Genomic DNA, 19,250 nt, shown 5'->3' on the forward strand with positions numbered 1-19,250 from the left:
CAAACGGGAATCCCGAATCCGGTTAACAGCGACATGCTTTAGCCAGTTCCAATCCTTGTTCAGCCGATTGCATGGACAGGATGTCCAGTTCGACCGAAGCAGTACAGATTCAGTGCTACGCGACGATGACAGAAGCATGTCACCAATGTGTCAATTCGGATGACTGGACCTTATCCTCTTCAAAAAGCTTTTAATTTTAAGAGATCAAATTATGCGAAAGGCAGGGACTGTTCAACCCGGCGGGTTAGCGGGCAGCCCGTTCGCGCCGCCAGCCGAGGAATTCCTCCAGAATTATGAGACCTGCACCGATTGTAATGAAGGTGTCGGCGAGGTTGAAAACTGCAAATGACCAGGTTGGCAGGTGAAACAGAATATAATCCACGACGTAACCGTGCATCACGCGGTCGATAAGATTGCCGATGGCGCCGCCAACGACAAGTGCAAAACCGTAGCGTGCGAAGATGCGGTCCGGCGCGTTGGTCCACCACAGATAAAGTACGAACAAAATAACTGCTGCGGTGATTGCGACCAGTCCCCAATCATGCAGCCATGCCAGCATGGAAAAGGCGATGCCCTCATTGTGCGTACGAAACAAGGCAAGGAACGGCAGCAGGTCGATCTGCTGGCCGTAGCCCATCCGAGTTTCCACCAGATGTTTGACACCCTGATCGATCAGCATGGTGAGAACAACGACGAACAGTGAGGACCAGACTGCGTGTCGCTTCATCCGGAAACCCTTTCATCGAGCGTGAGTGCGTCGCGACGAATTTCGTAGAGCATGACGCCGGTGGCAATTGCAAGATTGAGGGAATCTGCACGGCCTGCCTGCGGAATGCGAGCAAGCTTGTCGCAAGTATCGGCCAGACTGTCCGGCAGGCCCTGCTGTTCGTTGCCCATCATCAGCACGACCGGCTTGTTGGCATAGGGAATGGTGCGATAGTCGACCGCACCTTTCAGATGGGTGCCGACGACAAGGCCTGAAATGCCCTTGCGCCAGTTGAGGAAGTCGGCTTCCGTCACTTTATAGAGCGGCATGGAAAAGACCGAGCCCATCGTGGCGCGCACGGTTTCCAGCGAATAGGGGTCGGTGGTGTCGCCGATCAAAATGATGCCCTTGGCGCCGACCGCATCGGCGGTACGGATGACAGTGCCCAGATTGCCGGGATCGCGCACGCGGTCGAGCGCGATATAAACATCGTTGTTCTTCGGCTTGAGGTTTGCGAGCGGGCGATATTGCTGTTCGAAAACACCGACCACCATTTGCGGGTTGTCGCGGCGGGTAATGGCAGCCATGATCTTTTCAGTCACTTCCAGCACCAGCCCGCCCTTGGCGAAGGTGCGGGCGGCAACCTGCTCGACCATCTTGTTGCCCTTGCCGGACTTGGCGAAGACCAGCGTCTTGATGCGCCAGTCCTGTTCGAGCGCGTCGATGACGAGCTTCAGCCCTTCGGCCAGAAACACGCCCTGCTGGTCGCGGAATTTTTTCAGCGCCAGCGAGCGGAGATCTTTCACGATAGGGTTGGTGAGGCTGGTGACTTCCTTCACCTGACCTACCTTGGAATATTCGGCACGAGAGCCGCCTTTGGAAAAATCGTCGTCACGGCTCATTTTGCTACCCAGCGGCTGAACATGGATGTGGAAAGCGCGCGTCCTCCCGACTGATCGGCGGACCGTTCGCGCAGAATAAGTTCGCCCGATTCGACTGTACCACCAAGGCCGGTGAAACGGTCGCGCATCAGTTCGTGAATGGCGAAGAAGGATGCGCGGATCGAATAGGCAGTCAGTATGACGGCGAGCGGTTTTGGCGTCAGGATGGACCGGCATGTATCCACCATTGCGGGCAGATGCTCGAACAACTGCCAAACCTCGCCGCTCGGTCCGCGCCCATAGGCAGGCGGATCAAGCAGGATGATGTCATAGAAACTGCCGCGCCGTTCCTCACGCTGAACGAATTTCATCGCGTCTTCACAGATCCATCGGATTGGCTTGTCCGAAAGCCCGGCCATTTCCTGATTTTCACGCGCCCAGAGAATGGCCTTCTTGGAGGCATCCACATGGGTCACTTCCGCACCTGCACGTGCCGCTACCAGCGAGGCGACGCCCGTATAGCCGAAAAGATTGAGCACCTTAACGCTGCGTCCGGACTTTACCCCATCTCGGATAAGCCCATCCATATAAGACCAATGCGCGGCCTGCTCTGGGAACACGCCGACATGGCGAAACGAGGTGAAACGGCCATGAAAGGAAATGCCATCGTGCTGCATTGGCCATGTTTCGCCGAGCGGCACTTTCGGAAAGGCCCAGCGTCCCATGCCTTCCTCGTCGGTGTTGCCGGTGAAGACGGCATCGGCCTGGTCCCATTCCTTCTGCGGCAGGCTCGGCAACCAGATTGCCTGACCTTCCGGGCGGACGATCCGATAGGGACCATATTGCTCGAGCTTCAACCCGTTGCCGCTGTCGAGAAGCGCATAATCGGGCGAGGGTTCCGTTTCGAGAATGAGCGGCAGTCGTTCTCCCGGGCGTGCACCGGCATAAGGCTTGATTTCGCGAAGCGGAGTAGCGGGCTTGTCGTCTAAGGGCTTGGGTGCGGTCTTGGCGAATTGGGGACGCGGCTTTTTGAAAGACGAGCCTTTATTGTCAGACTTGCCATCAAATCGGCCTTCAAATTTGCTTTCTGAACGCGGCGCATCATGTCTTGCGCGCTCGAAACCACGGTCCTGTTTGCCGCCCGACGGCTTTTTGCCTTTTCCCTTTGGCGCTTTCACCCGAAACTCCAATCATCATGATTGGGGTCTAGGTAGGATAAACAGGGCCGGTGTGAAAGGGGAAAACGACGTTCAATCGCGCTTCGACCATGAAAACCCGGAAGTTTTGCCTCCGGGTTTGAGAATAGCAGGTGTTTCAGGAGTTCACGACCGGCATATTGCGCTTTTCGGCGGCGGTGCTCCGTTCAAGCAGGCGCGCAGCTTCCTGCTTGTACATGCGCTCCTTGCGGCGGTGCTTGCCTTGTGTGAGCCACGTCACCAGTGAGCCGATGACAACGCCGAGAAGAAGCGCGCCGAACAGCCACAGAAACAGAGGCGCATTATAGGACAGAGCGGGATTGCCCGGATTGAACGGATCGATCGTAAACTGCACCGATGCGCGATTGGCAACCGACAACGCAATCAGAGCCACTGCAAGCGGCACGAGAACGATGATGGCGATGATGCGTTTTGCCGCCATGATGTTTATCAGACTGCGCCGTTGAGACGGTCGCGCAGTTCCTTGCCGGTCTTGAAGAAGGGAACCCACTTTTCTTCCACGTCCACCGTTTCGCCGGTGCGCGGATTGCGACCGCTGCGAGCAGGGCGGTTCTTCACCGAAAAGGCGCCGAAGCCGCGCAGCTCAACACGATTGCCTTCGGCAAGGGCGTTTGTGATCTCGTCGAATACCGCGCCCACGATGTTTTCGACATCGCGCTGAAAGAGATGCGGATTACGGCTGGCGATAATCTGAACGAGTTCCGATTTGATCACGGCTTTAAACCCCTGTTCTTCTGTTTGTTTCATCCGGTATCTACCGGATATTGTGTAAGTTTACCTAGCTGGCGTCAATTCGCTTCAGGCGTACCGTCAACGTGCCAAACCGAGAGAAGTCCGTCAAGAAAGATGCGTTCCTTGGCGATCTGCTTCAACATGCCGTCTGCTTCCTGCGGCACGCCAAGAAGGCGTGCACCGGCATGAATGATAAGATCGCGCAGCGAGAAACCCGTTTCACTGCTGACCGGCTTCCATTCCAGACGCGGCAAATCTTTGGAAAGCCCCTTGCTCGCAAGCCAGGCGACCGCTTCCTCTTCACCGCCCAATCCGTCGATCAATTTTTTATCGAGTGCCTGTCGCCCTGTAAAAACCGCGCCATTGGCGAGGGCCAGCGCCTGTTCATGTGTGAACGAACGGCGTTTTTCGACAATGTCCACGAACCACGCATAGGAATCCATGATCATATTGCGGATCATGCCCTTGGCTTCTTCGCTGGCCGGGCTGAAATAATTGGGTTCCGCCTTGAGTGGCGAGGATTTGATGGTTTCGACCTTCACACCGATCGTATCGAGAAGCTTTGAAACATCTGGATACTGGAACAGGACACCAATCGAGCCGACGATGGATGTCTGTCGTGCCACGATGTGGTCCGAAGCGCTGGCAATCATGTAACCGGCGGAAGCTGCAAGGGTTCCTACCTGCGTGACGACCGGCTTTTTCTCGGCAATCTTGCGCACGGCTTCGAAAATCGCTTCGCCGCCCACCGTCGTTCCACCGGGCGAATCGAGAACCAGAATCACGCCTTTGACGGCGTCATCCTTGGCGATCTTGTCGAGACGCTTCAGCAATTCCTCATTCTCGAAGATGGTGCCTTCGATACGAACCTTGGCAATGTGCGGCTGGTTGAAGTTGGTGCCGCGCATGGACCATGAAGCGAAGACGGCAATCAGGGCGGCGATCAGAAGCAGGAAGGCCCCACGCCAGATCGTCAGCTTTCTGCGCAATTTCCGGCGTTCGATAATTGCTTCGGCGTCTTGAGCCATTCCCGTCCATCCGTTCGTTCAAATCGCGCGGCTTGCGCCCCGCAGTTCACCTTGTGCCCCGAATGAGGGCACGCGGCAAGTATCTTCGAAAAATAGGTCTGGTTAGAGATAGTGCCTGAAATACATATTGTAATGAAGCTGTCCGAGATTCTTATGTTCGTTGCCAGATCAGCTTTGGCGGCTGCAATACGCACAGCTGTAATTTGACCGAGTTTTGTGGTATCAAAGAGTTGAATAGCATCCTGCTTAATTCGGTGGGGTGTCAATTGGGCTGAATTATCAAAGGCATAGGCCGTTCCTGCTTGCTGTTTGCGAGGCGGGTGCGGTATTTTGCGCGGTATAAAGCTATTGAGCGACCGATTATTTCACCCCAAATAAACCTTATTGAAATGAAAAAGCGCGACACACACGCGCTGATTATCGAGTTTTACGAAAGCCGTTGAGGAATTGAACGCCACATGACCGCCGACACCACAGATAGCCATGCGCCGCAGAACGCGACTGCTCAAGGTCGCGGCACGGGTGGCATGCGTTTTGGTGCGTCGGAGAAGGCCGAGACGCTTTTTCATGCTGCACAGCGCCATTCGATCCGCGTTCGCGTTCTGAAGACAGCCCTCCCTGTCGCCGCAATCATCGTGGGAGCGGTATTCTCTTGGTACACGTTCCTTGCGACGCCGAACGCGCCCGTTAAGGTCGAAGTGAACAATGGCGGCGAAAGCGGAAAGCTTGTCATGACGAGCCCGCACCTGAATGGATATACCAAGGATAACCGCCCCTATTCAATGACCGCTTCCAAGGCGACGCAGGATGCAAAGAACAGCGGTGCGATTTCGCTTGAAGGCATTTCCGCGGAGCTGCCGGTTGGTGACAAGGGCACGGCCAAGGTCGAGGCAACGTCCGGTGTTTACGACAATGCCAATGGGCGTTTGCAACTTGATAAGGACTTTACTGTTACGACAGACGACGGTTTACGTGCGGTGCTGCGTTCTGCGGACGTAAATCTCAAGAGCGGGCAGATCACCACTGACAAGCCCGTGGATATCCGCAGCGGCAGCACGCATATTCTGGCCGACAGCATGCAGGTCAAGGACAACGGCAAGGTTCTGATTTTCGAGAACAAGGTTCGAATGACTGTTGACGGCAGCGTTGTTTCGCCCAACAAGGCTCCCTGAAAAGGGCGCCTGATTTGAGGATAGGGGAAGCGTTCGGACCGATTCATATCTGTGCGACGCGGTTGAGTACAGTCTGAAGCCGGTCCTCGGATCGAAATGTGCTCGAAAACAGATTGTTAGAGCGTGATTCTGATGCAATCGGAATGGTACAGGCTCTAAGCCGCTTTTTTGATCGCATTTTGCGATGCTGAATGTTCCCATTTGGCCGCAAAGTGCTTAATGTTGCGTCTGACCGCATGTCGACCCAGGGATGGTCGAATGCTTCGGGGAGCTGAAATTATATGGAACGCGAGACGGGCAAGATGAACAAGGGTACGATGGCCCGCACTTTGCGGATGGGATTTGCAGTTCTGGCGCTCGGCATTGTCGCGGCTCCGACAGTTTCACTGGCGCAGGAAGGCGCAGCCGTGAACGGGCTGAAGCTTTCCAACAGCAAGGCGCCCGTCAAGATCGACGCTGACAAGCTGGAAATGCGCGACAAGGAAGGCATTGCCATATTCACCGGTAATGTTGCCGTTTCGCAGGGCGACGCCCTGCTGAAGGCAGGCCAGATGACAGTCTATTACAACAAGGCCAAGAAAGACGGCGAAGCACCGGCCCCGGAACCGACAAGTGCTGGCGTGGGCGGCCTCGATTCATCGAGCATCGATCACATCGACATTTCGGGGAAAGTCTATCTCAAGTCCGGGACGCAGGTCGCAACTGGTGATACCGGGCGTTATGATGCGAAAAACCAGGTTATGGTTCTTCAGGGGCAGAAAGTGGTTCTGACCGATGGCGACAATGTCGTGACCGGTTGCAAGCTGACGGCGCATCTCGATACGGGCCGCGCCAATGTCGAAAGCTGCAAGGGCCAGACCAAGGGTCGCGTATCGATCATCATGGCCCCGAAAGATCAACAGCAGGGCGGTGCTGCGCCCAAGCAGAACTGACCGGAGCAGGCGTGGGATTGTTCTGGAACAAGAAGGCCGACGGGCCGCAAGACGCATCGCACAATGTGAACGCACCATCCGATGTCGCGGGCGCTATGCCCGGCCAGCCGGGTAAGTCGACGCGTCTCAAGGGGACGCTGGTGGCACGCGGTCTCTGCAAGAGCTATCGCGGCCGGCAGGTCGTCAATGGCGTGTCGTTCGGTGTGCGTGCTGGCGAAGCTGTCGGTATTCTGGGGCCGAACGGTGCAGGCAAGACCACTTGCTTCTATATGGTGACAGGCCTCGTTCCGGCTGATGCCGGTTCCATCGAGATCGACGGTTTCGACGTCACGTCTATGCCGATGTATCGCCGTTCTCGTCTTGGCATCGGCTATCTGCCACAGGAAGCATCCATTTTCCGTGGCCTTTCGGTAGAAAACAACATCAAGGCTGTGCTGGAAGTTGTGGAGAAAGATCGCTCCAAACGCGCTTCCGAGCTGGATGCGTTGTTGGAAGAATTTCACATCGCTCATCTGCGCAAAGCGCCTGCCATTTCGCTGTCCGGCGGCGAGCGCCGTCGTCTCGAAATTGCGCGTGCGCTGGCATCACGCCCAAACTTCATGCTGCTCGATGAGCCTTTTGCTGGTGTCGATCCGATTGCCGTTTCGGATATCCAGCAACTCGTTCGCCATCTGACAAGCCGCGGCATCGGTGTTCTGATTACCGACCATAATGTGCGTGAGACGCTCGGCCTTATCGACCGCGCCTACATCATTCACGCCGGTCAGGTGCTGACACATGGTCGTCCTGCCGAAATCGTCGCCAATCCCGACGTACGCCGGCTTTATCTCGGCGACCAATTCACACTTTGATATTCGGCATTTTCATATCGTCTCAGGCTCCTATGGAAATGCCTTCATTCTGACCAGCCATCGGTTTGAGCCTGTTATGTTCTGTACAAAGTTACAGAAAGTGCCGCTGAACCGCGACTATTTCCCCTTTTGTCCCCAAACCGCACATTCTGAATTGACAAGCAAGGTTCATACCAGTTTTCATTCAAATGCGCTTTCAGCCTGAAACGGTTGCGAGCGCACGGCTTATTCCTCTGTATGGACTCAGGTCCCATGTCGATGAGTGCCGTCTGAAGGCCAGATTGCTGTCAAGGATATCTCGCGCGTTGACCATGTGTTCCGCGGTTATTGACAGGGTTTAACGGGGGAGAATAACGCGTCGCATGGCTCTGTCGCCCAAGCTTGATTTCCGTCAATCGCAATCGCTGGTGATGACCCCCCAGCTGATGCAGTCGATCAAGCTGCTGCAGATGACGCATATGGAGCTGGAGCAATTTCTCGACATTGAAATTGAAAAAAATCCGCTGCTGGATCGAATTGAGGCAGCGAATGATGATTTTTCGGGCGCTGAATCAGCACGAGACGGTGCTGAAACCGGCGGAGAGGATGCGGCGTCGGACGACTTTTCGGATCGCGACTGGTTCAAAACAGGCGCTTCGGATAATGCCGAAAACCTCTCATCCACCTTCGACAGCTCGCTTGAAAATATCTTTCCGGATGATCCGGGTCGCTTCGACGAGATCGGTCCCGATCTTGCCGCGCAATGGAAATCGTCCGTCGGTGACGGATATGTTTCAGGTGGCAGTTACGACATCGATCAGGTTACGGCCAGCCGGATTTCATTGAGCGAGCACGTGGCGGAACAGATCGCGCTGACTTTTTCCAAAGCGGCAGACCGGTTCATTGCGACGGCGCTCGCCGATGCACTGGACGAGAGCGGCTATCTGCGTGTCGATATTGTCGGTCTGGCCCAGAATCTTGGCGTGGAAACCGTCGAGATCGAGCGCGTTCTTGGAGCGATGCAAGGCTTTGATCCGGCAGGCCTTTTTGCCCGTGATCTGCGGGAGTGTCTGGCGATACAGTTGCGTCTCAAGGATCGGTTCGATCCGGCCATGGAGGCGTTGATCGACAATCTCGATCTTCTTGCACGGCGGGATTTCGCGACGCTCAAGAAGCTGTGCGGTGTCGATCAGGCCGATATTCTCGATATGCTGACCGAAATCCGTATGCTCGATCCAAAGCCCGGTGCTTTGTTCGAAATCTCCGTGGCCGATGCCATCGTGCCGGACGCGCTGGTTACACCGTCGCGTGACGGTGGCTGGACTATTGAACTCAACGCAGCCGCAATGCCACGTCTTATCGTCAACAATGAATATTATGCAGAGGTGAGCATCTCGGTCAAAGCCGAAGAGAAAGCATTTCTCTCGGATTGCATGCAGACCGCGAACTGGCTCGTACGCAGTCTCGACCAGCGCGCGCGCACCATTCTCAAGGTAACGCAGGAAATCGTCCGGCAGCAGGACGGCTTTCTGCGCCACGGCGTGACCCACTTGAAGCCGCTCAACCTGCGCACGGTTGCCGACGCGGTCGGTATGCATGAATCGACCATCAGCCGCGTGACGGCGAACAAATTCATGGCCACGCCGCGTGGCGTGTTTGAACTGCGCTATTTCTTTACGGCCTCCATTGCCTCATCCGAAGGCGGCGACGCTCATTCGTCGGAGAGCGTGCGCCATCGTATTCGGCAGATGATCGACGCCGAAAAGTCCGACGACGTACTGTCTGATGATGCCATCGTGGATGCTCTGAAGAAGGACGGTGTGGATATCGCGCGAAGAACGGTCGCAAAATATCGGGAATCGATGAATATTGCTTCATCGGTTCAGCGCAGGCGTGAAAAGAAGGCAAGATTGTCAGCTTCCTGATTGCGTAGAGCATTTTGCAGTCAGGTGGCATCACCTGACGTTGCATAAATGCGGTAATACAGACAGATAGAGCGGAAGCGCGAACGAATGTGAGCGCATTTCGCTCTAGCCAAAATGGTTCCACAGATTGCGCTGAGAAGGGACCGTTTTAAATCACCGATTGTACCTCTAGGGCCTTATTCCCGTATTCGAATAGGGGAGAATGCTCTAAAATTTTGGATCTGTAGCGCTGCTCTTTCAGAAAAATTCGATCTCGATTTGTGGAAAGATCAGCATTGCAAGAGGACCAACTGGCAGGAGGACCAATTGACAAGCGCCATTTCACCCAATAGAAGCCCGGCTCGCGTTGCGGCACGTGTCTGGACGCCCTCATTTCCAGGGCTTCCTGATAAGTCGTCAGCGTGAATTGGCGAGATGTCAGCAGAAGCACTTGTGTTTCTACGATCGAAAATACGCCAAAGCAGAATTGAAGCATGTCTCCTCAAAGTAGAACCGGTTTGGGGAGGAAGACATGGGTTGGACGTTTCCGCCGAATGCGTTTTGCAGACAACGTCCGATAATATCGCTGTAATTTCTGGAAGAAATTGCGGTTGTCCATATGTTTGAAGGAAGGGCAATGTGGCGTTCCGGGAAAATCGGGCCAGGAAAACCAGGCCAGGAAAACCGGGCCGGAAAAATCCGGGCAACGGACCAGCTACTGGGGCGTTACTTAAAAGAGCAATGTGCGGCAACCATCCCGTAAAGGGGCTATTGATTGGAGCAGTCACGACTTCGACGGCTTTTTGGAAGGTGTTTCAACGCCTCATCGGAAAGTGCGCCTGGCAAGCGTGCATGCACCATGAATTTAGTTGGAAAACGCACAGGACGAAAAGCATCTTTGATGCTGGTTCGCTTTGCGCTTCGCTCGCCTTGTGATTAGACTGAGTCCTGTGGTGTAACGCAAATGAGGTGTGCCAAATGACTCTGCGTGTATCTGGAAAGCATATGGACGTCGGTGAAGCTTTCACAACCCGGATCATTGATCGGGTGAATGAAGCAGTCGGCAAATATTTCGATCATGGCTTTTCCGGACAGGTTACGGTCACCAAGTCCGGTTCGCGTTACAGTGCGGATTGCACCTTGCACCTCGATAGTGGTGCAACTCTGCAAAGCACTGGCGACGCGCAGGATCCGCAGCTGGCTTTTGAAGCGGCCGCGGACAAGATCGAAACCCGCCTTCGCCGCTATAAGCGTCGTCTGAAATCGCGCCCGGCTACGCAGCCAGATGCGATCTATGATGACGTTGCATATCGTGTTATGGCACCGCTGTCGGAGGAAGAGGAGGATCTTCCGGCGGATTACGCGCCGACAATTGTTGCGGAATCGTCCGTCGCCCTGCGCACCATGTCGGTGGCGTCGGCGGTCGTGGAACTGGATCTGATCGAGAACCCGGTTCTGGTATTCCGCAATGCCGGCAATGATGAAGTTAACATCGTCTACCGTCGCGCGGACGGCAATATCGGCTGGGTCGATCCATCGATGGTCACCCGCCAGGCCGCGCCACGCGCCTGACGGCAAACCTGAAGCGCACGCAGCAGATCGCGATTAGGCGGCCGCGTGCGCTTCCCAAAACCGGGCCGCAAAGGCCTGATTGAAGAAGGAACGGAGAGAATGGATCTTAGTGATCTGATTCAGCCTGGGGCGATTATCCCGGCGCTGAAAGCCAGCTCCAAAAAACAGCTTTTGCAGATTCTGTCTGAAAAGGCTGCGGAACTGACCGGTCTCCCTGAGCGTGAAGTTTTCGAAACAATTCTCCAGCGTGAGCGCCTCGGTTCTACCGGGGTGGGCAATGGCGTTGCCATTCCGCACGGCAAGCTGGCGAACATCAACAAAATAGCCGGAATCTTCGCTCGTCTGGAAACCCCGGTCGATTTCGAGGCGCTGGACGATCAACCCGTCGATCTTGTTTTTCTGCTTCTCGCGCCGGAGAATGCCGGCGCGGATCACCTGAAGGCACTCTCGCGCATCGCCCGTATGCTGCGCGATGCCGATACGGTTGCCAAATTGCGCGGCACACATGACGCGCAGGCGCTCTATTCATTCCTGACAGCTCAGCCTGCTTCCAACGCCGCCTGAGTTCAAATAGTTTCTCGTAGACAAAACCGCCGTTCAGCTTGAACGGCGGTTTTGTTTGTTTGCTCGCAGAAACGAATTGGCAGGGAAGGAAAAAACAGTCCGAGCAGAAGCATATTTCTTCTGCCTCAAGACGACTTGCGGCATTTGTATACGCCACGATCTTCCGTACTGATTTCATACGGAAGCGCGATACCGGCGATGGCCGGTATCGCGTCTATCCTTAGTGCAGCATTACCGTGCGCAGTTCATGGTCTTGCGCGCCTTGTAGCGCGGTGGCGCGGACATCGGAGAGCACGATTGGCTCACCGCTGGCGCCAAAAAGCGCCCAGAGCTCAAGGCCCGGCTCTATCGGTGGGAGGGCAGGGAAGCTGCGGGCAAGGTCATCTGAACGGATCTTGCGCACATAGGCAACTTCACCTTCGCCGAGATGGGCGAATTCATTTTCGGTGAATATATGTCTGTTCATGGTCTTAGCCTCCATTTCGTCGGCATGTCATTTGCGACCATGCCGCATCAGAGCTTCACATTTTCAGTATAGCGGTATTGTGCTGAACAAAAACTGAACAAGCTCAGTCTTTCACCGCTATGCTGATTCGTTTAACCAGCCGTTCGGGTTCGGGGCGGTCGAGATCGATGGCCAAAAGGCCGTTTTTCAGGTCGCAACCGAGAACCCGCATACCGTCTGCCAGGACGAAAACGCGCTGGAACTGTCGGGCAGCGATGCCACGATGCAGAAATTCCCGTTCGGTATCGTCGGTCTGGCGTCCGCGGATGACGAGCTGATTGTCTTCCGTCATGACTTCGAGGTCTTCGCTGGCAAAACCGGCCACCGCCAAAGTGATGCGCAGACGTTCGGAACCCGTCTCGCCGCGCAGGCGTTCAATATTGTAGGGCGGATAACCGTCGCCGGATTTTGCGATCCGTTCCAGCGTTTTTTCCATCGTGTCGAATCCGAGCAGCAAAGGGCTCGAAAACGGTGTCATTCTTGTCATTGCATCAGTCCTTGATGAGAAGCGACCGTTATGAAGAGAACCCTTACGGCGTATCTCCTCGCTAACTGATATGGCTTGTGAAAAGCCTGACTTCAAGGGCCAATCCGGATTCCTTCGTTTCAACTTAAAACGAAGGAGAAGTTCAGGATACCCGGCAATATTAGGGTCAGGACCGATTAATTTGATGGAAATGGCACCTGAAATGACAAGGGCTGCTAGGAGAGACGCGAAGAACGGGGTGGTTTCCCCGGTCAAGCGGTTCGACGCAGCAGATCGCCAGTCATTTCGGTGTCCAGAGGATGTGGTCCATCCACCCGGCTACTTTGTCGAAAAAGCTCGAAAATGAACCACATTTCCTTCGTCTTTTCTCCTCGTATCCGAATGGATGGCCTCACACCATTTTCACCAAATTAATAGGTCCTGACCCCAGGGTGTTGCTATCGGCGTGCTTCTGAAAGCGCTGCACCGAAAGCGGTTGCGAAACTTTCGCGATCATCCTGGGAGAGGAAGTTTCCGATCGCGACACTCGCTTCACGGCTCTCCACGCTCATACCGGTAATTCCGATATCCGGCTTTCGTGCAACCTTGAACCGTATCCAGAACGGATTGAAACGATGCGCAGTCATCTTGCCGGACGCTGCATATTTGCGAATATGCAGGGCAGAGCGGGACACGGAGATTTCCTCACGCGCGCGAGCAGACCGGTAATTCCAGCGAAAAGCCAGATAGATCAGCAGTACATCGAGACCGAAAAATCCGAAGATCGGCCATGCGCCGATGGACCAGAAAAGAATACCGACGAACATCCAGCAGCCGATCAGAGCGCTCATCAATATGGTGAAGCCCGTACGTCCCAGCGAACGATAGGGGGTGAGGAGAGCTTCGAAAATGGGTTTGTCGAACCGATCAGGTTCTGCGCCGTCTGGGTGATGCATAGCATTCAGGTCGTCTGGCAGATTGTCCCGGCCTATACTGGCCTGCGGCAAGCTGCTGATTGTTTTGTCGATCAAGAAACTATTATAGAGACGGAATGGAAAAGGCCAAAATCAAATCGCCTGTGAACGTTTCTGCCGCCACCCGCCCTCAACGTCGGGTGCGTGGTACGCTTTATACGGCCGATGAAATCCATGAGATATTTCGCCGTTTCTCCATTCAGAGACCGGAGCCGAAGGGCGAGCTTGAGCATGTGAATGCCTTTACGCTTCTTGTCGCCGTGGTTTTGTCGGCACAGGCCACCGATGCCGGGGTCAACAAGGCGACGCGCGGGCTCTTCGCAATTGCCGATACGCCGCAGAAAATGCTGGCGCTGGGCGAAGAGAAAGTCGGCGACCACATTCGCACCATTGGTCTTTGGCGGAACAAGGCAAAGAACGTCATTCTCCTGTCCGAAGCCTTGATCCGCGATCATGACGGAGAAGTGCCGGGGGACCGGGACGAACTGGTAAAGCTGCCGGGTGTTGGCCGCAAGACGGCCAATGTGGTGCTGAATATGGCTTTCGGCCAGCCGACAATGGCGGTGGACACGCATATCCTGCGCATCGGCAATCGGATTGGTCTTGCTCCGGGAAAAACGCCAGAGGCCGTGGAAGCCATCCTCGTCCGGGTCATCCCCGCAGAATACATGCTTCATGCGCATCACTGGCTGATCTTGCATGGGCGTTACGTGTGCAAGGCGCGCAAGCCGGAATGCGAGAAATGTGTGATTGCCGATATCTGCAAATATCCGGCGAAAACCTGCGACATTCCTGCGCCGCTTATCCCCTTGCCGCCGCAGGCGTGAGCCGGGCTTCGCGTTGCGAGACAGCCTTGTGCAGATGGACCATCATCGTTGCCGCAAAAAGCGGTGTCAGCAGATTGACGATGGGGATAGCCATGAAGCCTGCAATCAGCAGCCCGGCCAGGAAGACGGTTACGCTATAATGTGACCGCAGCGCCTTGGCCTCGGCTTCGGAATGATAACGCATAGCGGCAAACTCGAAGAATTCCCGCCCGAGCAGATAGGCATTGATGACGAAGAAGGCGATCAGATTGACGCCGGGTATGAACAGCATGAACAGGGCGACGATGTTGCCGAGGATGACGATACCGAGGAATTTCAGCGAGACAACGATAGAGCGGCCGGTCGGCAAAGGCGTACCGGGTGGATCGTTCGGATAGTCTTCGCGTTCGACCACTTCGGCGACGTCATCGAGAAAGAGACCTGCCACAAGTGCAGTGACAGGTGCGATCATCAATGCGAGAACAAGCGCCAGACCAAGGCCTGCGACAATAGCGGCAACGATACCAAACCAGCCCGCCCATTCCGGCATGCCGGGCAGTATCTGCTCCATCCACGGCCAGGCAAAAGTAAAAAAGATTTGACGAACTGCCGCCCAAAGACCGATCAGCAGCAACAGCGTCAAACCGAGAGTTTTCCAGAAAACTGCACGCAATTCTGGCGTGGTCAGGCGTTTCAGAGCTTTCAATGCAGCATCTAAGATCATTTTCGACCCAATTCCGACTGTAGACGAAGATGGAAATAGGTATGCCTTCATCTTGGCGCAAGCTGCACTACCCACAATGTGGGAGGCTTGCAGGGTAGCCAAAGGGGTTTCAAACCGCTAAACCGGCACCCACATGACTGCCGCATATCCGGCCCAACGCATGTCGCGGAAAAGTGCATAGCGACTTTTCTGATGACGATCTGTTTTGCCGGATAGGAGACTAATCAAAAGGGGAGCTTCTCGCGCTCATGGCCACATTCGACGTTCTTTGCATCGGCAATGCCATTGTCGATATTCTTTCGCGCACTGATGACTCTTTTCTGGAAACGAATGGAATCGTCAAAGGCGCGATGAACCTGATCGATGCAGAGCGTGCTGAATTGCTCTATGGCCGGATTGCAGGTCCGGCAACAGAAATGTCGGGTGGCAGTGCCGGAAATACCGCAGCAGGTGTGGCAAGCCTTGGCGGACGCTCGGCCTATTTCGGCAAGGTTGCGACCGATCATCTGGGCCGTGTTTTCGCGCATGATATCCGCGCGCAAGGCGTTGCATTCGACACCCGTCCGCTGGAAAAGGGATCGCCGACTGCTCGCTCCATGATTTTCGTGACGCCGGATGGCGAACGCTCGATGAACACCTATCTCGGTGCCTGCGTGGAACTCGGACCGGAAGATGTCGAAACCTCCAAGGTGTCCGATGCGAAGGTGACCTATTTCGAAGGCTATCTGTGGGACCCGCCGCGCGCGAAGGAAGCCATCGTCATGGCATCGAAGATCGCGCACGAAAAGAAGCGCCAGATGGCGATGACGCTTTCCGATCCGTTTTGTGTCGACCGGTATCGCGAAGAGTTTCTGGAACTCATGCGCTCGCGCACTGTCGATATCGTTTTCGCCAATGAGGATGAGGCCAAGTCGCTCTATAAGACGAAGTCGCTTGAAACGGCGATTGCCTCCATGCGTATGGACTGCGCGCTTTCGATCATCACCCGTTCGGAAAAAGGTGCGGTCGTCGTCACACCTGACCAGACCTTGACCGTCCCAGCTATTGAAATCGACGCGCTGGTCGATACGACCGGCGCAGGCGATCTCTACGCAGCTGGTTTCCTTTACGGTTATACGAACGAGCGTTCACTGGAAGATTGCGCCCGTCTTGGTTCATTGGCGGCGGGGCTTATTATCCAGCAGATGGGGCCGCGTCCGCAGCTCAGCCTGCAGGCCGCTGCAGGCCAGGCTGGCCTTGTTTAAGATTTATTCCGGCCTGATGATCCGGTCGCGCTGAAGCTCTTCTTCAGTGCGTCCGGGGCGGCTTTTATAGACGGGCAATGTCCAGCCGAAATAAAGTGCGCCGCCGCGAATGAGAAACGCGGTCAGAGCCGCTGCAATCGCACATATAGCTGGCTCGACCTGCAACCAGGCAAGCAGGACATAGAGACACGCACCGGCAAGCGAAGCCGTGACATAGATTTCGCGACGCATTAGCACGGAAGGCTCGCCCGCCACCATATCGCGCAATATGCCGCCCAGAGTGGCTGTTGAAATGCCGGTCACAATGGCGACGGATGGTCCGAAACCGAGCGCCAGTCCCTTGGCTGCACCTATTACGGTATAGGCGGCCATACCAATGGCATCGAGCCAGAGCAGGACTCGATAGCGCGACTCGACCATGTGTGCGGTGAAATAGACAAAGATAGCCGCCAGCGTACCCGCCAGCAGATAAGTCGGCTCGACAACCCAGAAAACCGGTGCACCGAGGACGAGATCGCGGAACGTTCCGCCGCCAATACCGGTGATATTGGCAAGGAACAGAAAACCGATGATATCGAGCTGGCGTCGCGATGCTGCAAGAGCGCCGGTCGCAGCGAAAACGAAAACGCCTGCGAAGTTCAAAAACTCAGGAATCGTCACGCTGCAGCTCTCCTCCACACTTCCAGTGACAATTTTTCACCGGTTCGCGCCAATAGCAATATGCACCTTAGAGCATAATCCGACCGGAGTGAAACGAGGATCGATAAGATTATGATTAAAATAGAATAGGTTAGACCGCTGATCCGATCCAGTCAGATCGAAATGCGCTCTATCGCAAACTGGACTGCAGATATGAAAAGAGCGGCAGACAAAGCCGCCGCTCCAATACTCATCCGTTATTGCTGATATAATCAGCCATTGCCTTCGGAAGCGCCGTTGTCGGCAGTCGCCTTCGGGCCGCCTTTGGACACACCGACCATGGCCGGGCGCAGAACACGGTCGCCGATGGCGTAACCATCTTGCACGACCTGCACGACGGTGTTGTTCGGCAAATCCGGATTAGGCACTTCGAACATGGCCTGATGGAAGTTCGGATCGAACTTCTCGCCTTCCGGTTCAAGTTTCTTGACGCCGTGACGCTCCAGAGCCTGCAGCATGGCGCGTTCGGTCATTTCGACGCCGTCTGCGAGCGACTTCAGGCTGGCATCGGTCGCCAGAGCATCAGCAGGAATAGCGTCGAGCGCGCGGCGGAGATTGTCAGAGACCGACAGCATGTCGCGAGCGAAGTTGGTCACGGCATAGGTGCGCGCATCTTGCACATCGCGCTGGGTGCGCTTGCGAAGGTTTTCCATCTCGGCTGCAGCACGCAGGAGCTGATCCTTCAGCTCGCCATTGTCAGCTTCGAGCATCGCGATCCGGTTTGCGGTTTCATCTACTGCCGCTTCGGCTTCGTCTTCGGCAACTTCCGCACGAGCTTCAGCCTTGCGCGCTTTCAGAAAATCGTCGGCAGCTCGGTTCAGCGCCTCACGATCCCGGGGATTGTTGATGTCGCGCTGCTCAAGATCGGGGTTCTGGGATTTGTTTTTTTCGTCAGCCATAATGCTACTTCCGTCTTGAATATCTTCTGGGGCGGATATCGAGTTTCATGCCAGTAAAATCAAGGTCTATTTTCAGGGACTTGGTTTGTCCCGGCAAATCTCACAGTTACCGCAGGAGCCGGGAAACGATCTGAGCGGTGTAGTCCACCATGGGAACGATCCGCGCATAGTTGAGCCGTGTGGGCCCAATGACTCCCAGAGCACCAATAACCCTTTGCTCGCTGTCGCGATAGGGGGCGACCACCAGCGATGAGCCGGAAAGGGAGAAAAGCTTGTTCTCCGAACCAATGAAGATGCGGACACCCGAACCGGCTTCGGCGAGATCGAGAAGCTGGACCATGCCGTCCTTGGTCTCAAGATCATCGAACAGATGGCGCAGGCGCTCGATGTCTTCCTGCGCATGGATGTTTTCCAGAAGATTGGCGCGACCGCGAACGATCAGCCGCGCCGGTTGATCCGTTCCAGCCCCGCTCCAGACCGCCAGCCCTTGGGCAACAAGTTCCTGCGATAGCTGATCGAGTTCCTGCCGTGTTTCTTCCGTCAGCTTTTTCAATTCGGCTTTGGCTTCGGAAAGCGTGTGGCCATGGATGTGTGCGTTGAGAAAGTTCGATGCCTCGACCAGCTGCGAATTGCTGATGCCGACGGGCAGATTGACGACGCGGTTTTCGACATCGCCGTTCTGCATGACAAGAACAGCCAGTGCCCGTGTCGGTTCGAGACGAACGAATTCGATGTGCTTGAGTGCCCCTTCCGCTTTGGTGGCAAGCACGAGGCCCGCGCCGCGCGACAGACCTGAAAGAACTTGGCTTGCCTCGGTAAGAACGCTTTCGACCGAATTGTTCATTCCGGCGGAACGAACCTGCGCCTCAATGGAGGAGCGTTCCTCCGGCGGCAGATCGCCCACTTCGAGAAACGCATCGACAAAGAAGCGTAGCCCGATCTGGGTCGGCAGGCGTCCGGCTGAGACATGCGGTGCGTAGATGAGACCCAGATGCTCGAGATCGCTCATCACATTGCGGATCGTGGCAGGTGAAAGCGTGTGTGGCAGCAGTCGTGAGAGATTGCGCGAGCCAAGCGGATCGCCATCGTTCAGATAGGTTTCCACAATCAGCCGGAAAATATCGCGCGAACGCTGGTCGAGCGAACTCAAAAGCTGGTGTTCCGGCGTTTTCATCATAATATGGTCGCGAACCCTAGTGTGGCTTTGAATCCGAAATTCGTTCACAGCGCTGTTCCCAGATGATGCGAATTTCGGATTCGCCACACTGGAAATAGCATACGCCAAATATAAGGTCGCAAGTCAAAGCGTCAAAGCCTTTAGGCTATAGTGACAGGCCTCTCAACATCTCTGACGGTTTTTCGGGCAGAATGGCTTTCTATTTGCGACCGGGAAGC

General features: G+C 55.4%; 21 protein-coding genes. 8 read left to right on the plus strand and 13 right to left on the minus strand.

Going from position 1 to position 19,250, the window contains the following annotated elements; all coding sequences use genetic code 11:
- Positions 1-244: 244 nt before the first annotated feature.
- The 6 genes from lspA to sppA form a co-directional block, all read right to left on the minus strand.
- Positions 245-727 carry a signal peptidase II gene (lspA, locus tag CES86_RS13900; protein WP_094514681.1) on the minus strand — a complete coding sequence of 161 codons (483 nt, stop codon included), beginning with the start codon at positions 725-727 and terminating at the stop codon, positions 245-247.
- The gene (locus tag CES86_RS13905) at positions 724-1,608 is read right to left on the minus strand and encodes a TrmH family RNA methyltransferase (protein ID WP_094514682.1); all 885 of its coding nucleotides are present in this window, start codon (positions 1,606-1,608) and stop codon (positions 724-726) included. Before CES86_RS13905 ends, lspA begins: the two co-directional genes overlap by 4 nt.
- Positions 1,605-2,765, minus strand: coding sequence for a class I SAM-dependent rRNA methyltransferase (locus tag CES86_RS13910; protein WP_094514684.1), 1,161 nt, complete (start codon positions 2,763-2,765; stop codon positions 1,605-1,607). Before CES86_RS13910 ends, CES86_RS13905 begins: the two co-directional genes overlap by 4 nt.
- Before the next feature lie 136 nt (positions 2,766-2,901).
- Positions 2,902-3,225, minus strand: a complete 324-nt coding sequence (locus tag CES86_RS13915) for a lipopolysaccharide assembly protein LapA domain-containing protein (protein WP_010657999.1) — start codon at positions 3,223-3,225, stop codon at positions 2,902-2,904.
- Positions 3,226-3,233: 8 nt separating this feature from the next.
- Positions 3,234-3,518, minus strand: coding sequence for an integration host factor subunit beta (locus tag CES86_RS13920; RefSeq protein ID WP_004687882.1), 285 nt, complete (start codon positions 3,516-3,518; stop codon positions 3,234-3,236).
- Between the two features lie 74 nt (positions 3,519-3,592).
- Positions 3,593-4,564, minus strand: coding sequence for a signal peptide peptidase SppA (gene sppA, locus CES86_RS13925; protein WP_010658000.1), 972 nt, complete (start codon positions 4,562-4,564; stop codon positions 3,593-3,595).
- A 458-nt stretch (positions 4,565-5,022) separates the two neighbouring features.
- Between sppA and lptC the strand changes: the two genes are divergently transcribed.
- The 6 genes from lptC (at position 5,023) to ptsN (ending at position 11,538) form a co-directional block, all read left to right on the plus strand.
- Positions 5,023-5,736 carry an LPS export ABC transporter periplasmic protein LptC gene (gene lptC / locus CES86_RS13930; protein WP_011982369.1) on the plus strand — a complete coding sequence of 238 codons (714 nt, stop codon included), beginning with the start codon at positions 5,023-5,025 and terminating at the stop codon, positions 5,734-5,736.
- A gap of 281 nt (positions 5,737-6,017) precedes the next feature.
- On the plus strand, positions 6,018-6,668 hold the full coding sequence (locus CES86_RS13935) for an LptA/OstA family protein (RefSeq protein ID WP_011982370.1): 651 nt from the start codon (positions 6,018-6,020) through the stop codon (positions 6,666-6,668).
- Positions 6,669-6,679: 11 nt separating this feature from the next.
- Positions 6,680-7,519, plus strand: a complete 840-nt coding sequence (lptB, locus tag CES86_RS13940; RefSeq protein ID WP_094514685.1) for an LPS export ABC transporter ATP-binding protein — start codon at positions 6,680-6,682, stop codon at positions 7,517-7,519.
- Positions 7,520-7,881: 362 nt separating this feature from the next.
- Positions 7,882-9,423 (plus strand): RNA polymerase factor sigma-54, encoded by a 1,542-nt coding sequence (gene rpoN / locus CES86_RS13945; protein ID WP_094514687.1) that lies wholly within the window; start codon positions 7,882-7,884, stop codon positions 9,421-9,423.
- 957 nt (positions 9,424-10,380) lie between these two features.
- Positions 10,381-10,974, plus strand: a complete 594-nt coding sequence (gene hpf / locus CES86_RS13955) for a ribosome hibernation-promoting factor, HPF/YfiA family (protein WP_010658005.1) — start codon at positions 10,381-10,383, stop codon at positions 10,972-10,974.
- A 99-nt stretch (positions 10,975-11,073) separates the two neighbouring features.
- The gene (gene ptsN, locus CES86_RS13960; protein ID WP_006465889.1) at positions 11,074-11,538 is read left to right on the plus strand and encodes a PTS IIA-like nitrogen regulatory protein PtsN; all 465 of its coding nucleotides are present in this window, start codon (positions 11,074-11,076) and stop codon (positions 11,536-11,538) included.
- A 220-nt stretch (positions 11,539-11,758) separates the two neighbouring features.
- Here ptsN and CES86_RS13965 read toward each other — a convergent pair whose 3' ends face one another.
- The 3 genes from CES86_RS13965 to CES86_RS13975 form a co-directional block, all read right to left on the minus strand.
- Positions 11,759-12,004, minus strand: coding sequence for a BQ00720 family protein (locus CES86_RS13965; protein WP_010658006.1), 246 nt, complete (start codon positions 12,002-12,004; stop codon positions 11,759-11,761).
- Between the two features lie 103 nt (positions 12,005-12,107).
- Entirely contained in the window at positions 12,108-12,530 is a 423-nt protein-coding gene (locus CES86_RS13970) for an Hsp20 family protein (RefSeq protein WP_010658007.1), read from the minus strand.
- Positions 12,531-12,967: 437 nt separating this feature from the next.
- Complete coding sequence (locus CES86_RS13975) at positions 12,968-13,465, minus strand: DUF2244 domain-containing protein (RefSeq protein WP_011982372.1); 498 nt, start codon at positions 13,463-13,465, stop codon at positions 12,968-12,970.
- A 95-nt stretch (positions 13,466-13,560) separates the two neighbouring features.
- Between CES86_RS13975 and nth the strand changes: the two genes are divergently transcribed.
- Positions 13,561-14,310 carry an endonuclease III gene (nth, locus tag CES86_RS13980; RefSeq protein WP_094514689.1) on the plus strand — a complete coding sequence of 250 codons (750 nt, stop codon included), beginning with the start codon at positions 13,561-13,563 and terminating at the stop codon, positions 14,308-14,310.
- Here nth and CES86_RS13985 read toward each other — a convergent pair.
- Positions 14,285-15,013 carry a sulfate transporter family protein gene (locus CES86_RS13985; protein WP_011982374.1) on the minus strand — a complete coding sequence of 243 codons (729 nt, stop codon included), beginning with the start codon at positions 15,011-15,013 and terminating at the stop codon, positions 14,285-14,287. The two genes, nth and CES86_RS13985, sit on opposite strands and share 26 nt — an antisense overlap.
- A 248-nt stretch (positions 15,014-15,261) precedes the next feature.
- Here CES86_RS13985 and CES86_RS13990 point away from each other — a divergent pair, with 248 nt between their 5' ends.
- Complete coding sequence (locus CES86_RS13990) at positions 15,262-16,257, plus strand: adenosine kinase (RefSeq protein ID WP_010658011.1); 996 nt, start codon at positions 15,262-15,264, stop codon at positions 16,255-16,257.
- A gap of 3 nt (positions 16,258-16,260) precedes the next feature.
- Here CES86_RS13990 and CES86_RS13995 read toward each other — a convergent pair whose 3' ends face one another.
- The 3 genes from CES86_RS13995 to hrcA all read right to left on the minus strand — a co-directional run bounded on the left by CES86_RS13995 (position 16,261) and on the right by hrcA (position 19,032).
- Complete coding sequence (locus CES86_RS13995) at positions 16,261-16,917, minus strand: trimeric intracellular cation channel family protein (RefSeq protein WP_010658012.1); 657 nt, start codon at positions 16,915-16,917, stop codon at positions 16,261-16,263.
- Positions 16,918-17,168: 251 nt separating this feature from the next.
- A complete protein-coding gene (gene grpE, locus CES86_RS14000) occupies positions 17,169-17,855 on the minus strand; it encodes a nucleotide exchange factor GrpE (RefSeq protein WP_010658013.1) in 687 nt (228 codons plus the stop codon).
- 106 nt (positions 17,856-17,961) lie between these two features.
- Positions 17,962-19,032, minus strand: coding sequence for a heat-inducible transcriptional repressor HrcA (hrcA, locus tag CES86_RS14005; RefSeq protein WP_010658014.1), 1,071 nt, complete (start codon positions 19,030-19,032; stop codon positions 17,962-17,964).
- Positions 19,033-19,250: the final 218 nt, after the last annotated feature.

The sequence above is a fragment of the Brucella lupini genome, from assembly GCF_002252535.1.
Lineage (GTDB): Bacteria > Pseudomonadota > Alphaproteobacteria > Rhizobiales > Rhizobiaceae > Brucella > Brucella anthropi.

Bases quoted from the DNA above. Each gene is read 5' to 3' on its own strand.
- sppA (WP_010658000.1), bottom strand. From the start codon at position 4,564: ATGGCTCAAGACGCCGAAGCAATTATCGAACGCCGGAAATTGCGCAGA.
- nth (WP_094514689.1), top strand. From the start codon at position 13,561: ATGGAAAAGGCCAAAATCAAATCGCCTGTGAACGTTTCTGCCGCCACC.
- ptsN (WP_006465889.1), top strand. From the start codon at position 11,074: ATGGATCTTAGTGATCTGATTCAGCCTGGGGCGATTATCCCGGCGCTG.
- CES86_RS13965 (WP_010658006.1), bottom strand. From the start codon at position 12,004: ATGAACAGACATATATTCACCGAAAATGAATTCGCCCATCTCGGCGAA.
- CES86_RS13975 (WP_011982372.1), bottom strand. From the start codon at position 13,465: ATGCATCACCCAGACGGCGCAGAACCTGATCGGTTCGACAAACCCATT.
- hrcA (WP_010658014.1), bottom strand. From the start codon at position 19,032: ATGATGAAAACGCCGGAACACCAGCTTTTGAGTTCGCTCGACCAGCGT.
- grpE (WP_010658013.1), bottom strand. From the start codon at position 17,855: ATGGCTGACGAAAAAAACAAATCCCAGAACCCCGATCTTGAGCAGCGC.
- lspA (WP_094514681.1), bottom strand. From the start codon at position 727: ATGAAGCGACACGCAGTCTGGTCCTCACTGTTCGTCGTTGTTCTCACC.
- CES86_RS13935 (WP_011982370.1), top strand. From the start codon at position 6,018: ATGGAACGCGAGACGGGCAAGATGAACAAGGGTACGATGGCCCGCACT.
- lptC (WP_011982369.1), top strand. From the start codon at position 5,023: ATGACCGCCGACACCACAGATAGCCATGCGCCGCAGAACGCGACTGCT.
- hpf (WP_010658005.1), top strand. From the start codon at position 10,381: ATGACTCTGCGTGTATCTGGAAAGCATATGGACGTCGGTGAAGCTTTC.
- CES86_RS13915 (WP_010657999.1), bottom strand. From the start codon at position 3,225: ATGGCGGCAAAACGCATCATCGCCATCATCGTTCTCGTGCCGCTTGCA.
- CES86_RS13985 (WP_011982374.1), bottom strand. From the start codon at position 15,013: ATGATCTTAGATGCTGCATTGAAAGCTCTGAAACGCCTGACCACGCCA.
- CES86_RS13905 (WP_094514682.1), bottom strand. From the start codon at position 1,608: ATGAGCCGTGACGACGATTTTTCCAAAGGCGGCTCTCGTGCCGAATAT.
- rpoN (WP_094514687.1), top strand. From the start codon at position 7,882: ATGGCTCTGTCGCCCAAGCTTGATTTCCGTCAATCGCAATCGCTGGTG.
- CES86_RS13990 (WP_010658011.1), top strand. From the start codon at position 15,262: ATGGCCACATTCGACGTTCTTTGCATCGGCAATGCCATTGTCGATATT.
- CES86_RS13970 (WP_010658007.1), bottom strand. From the start codon at position 12,530: ATGACAAGAATGACACCGTTTTCGAGCCCTTTGCTGCTCGGATTCGAC.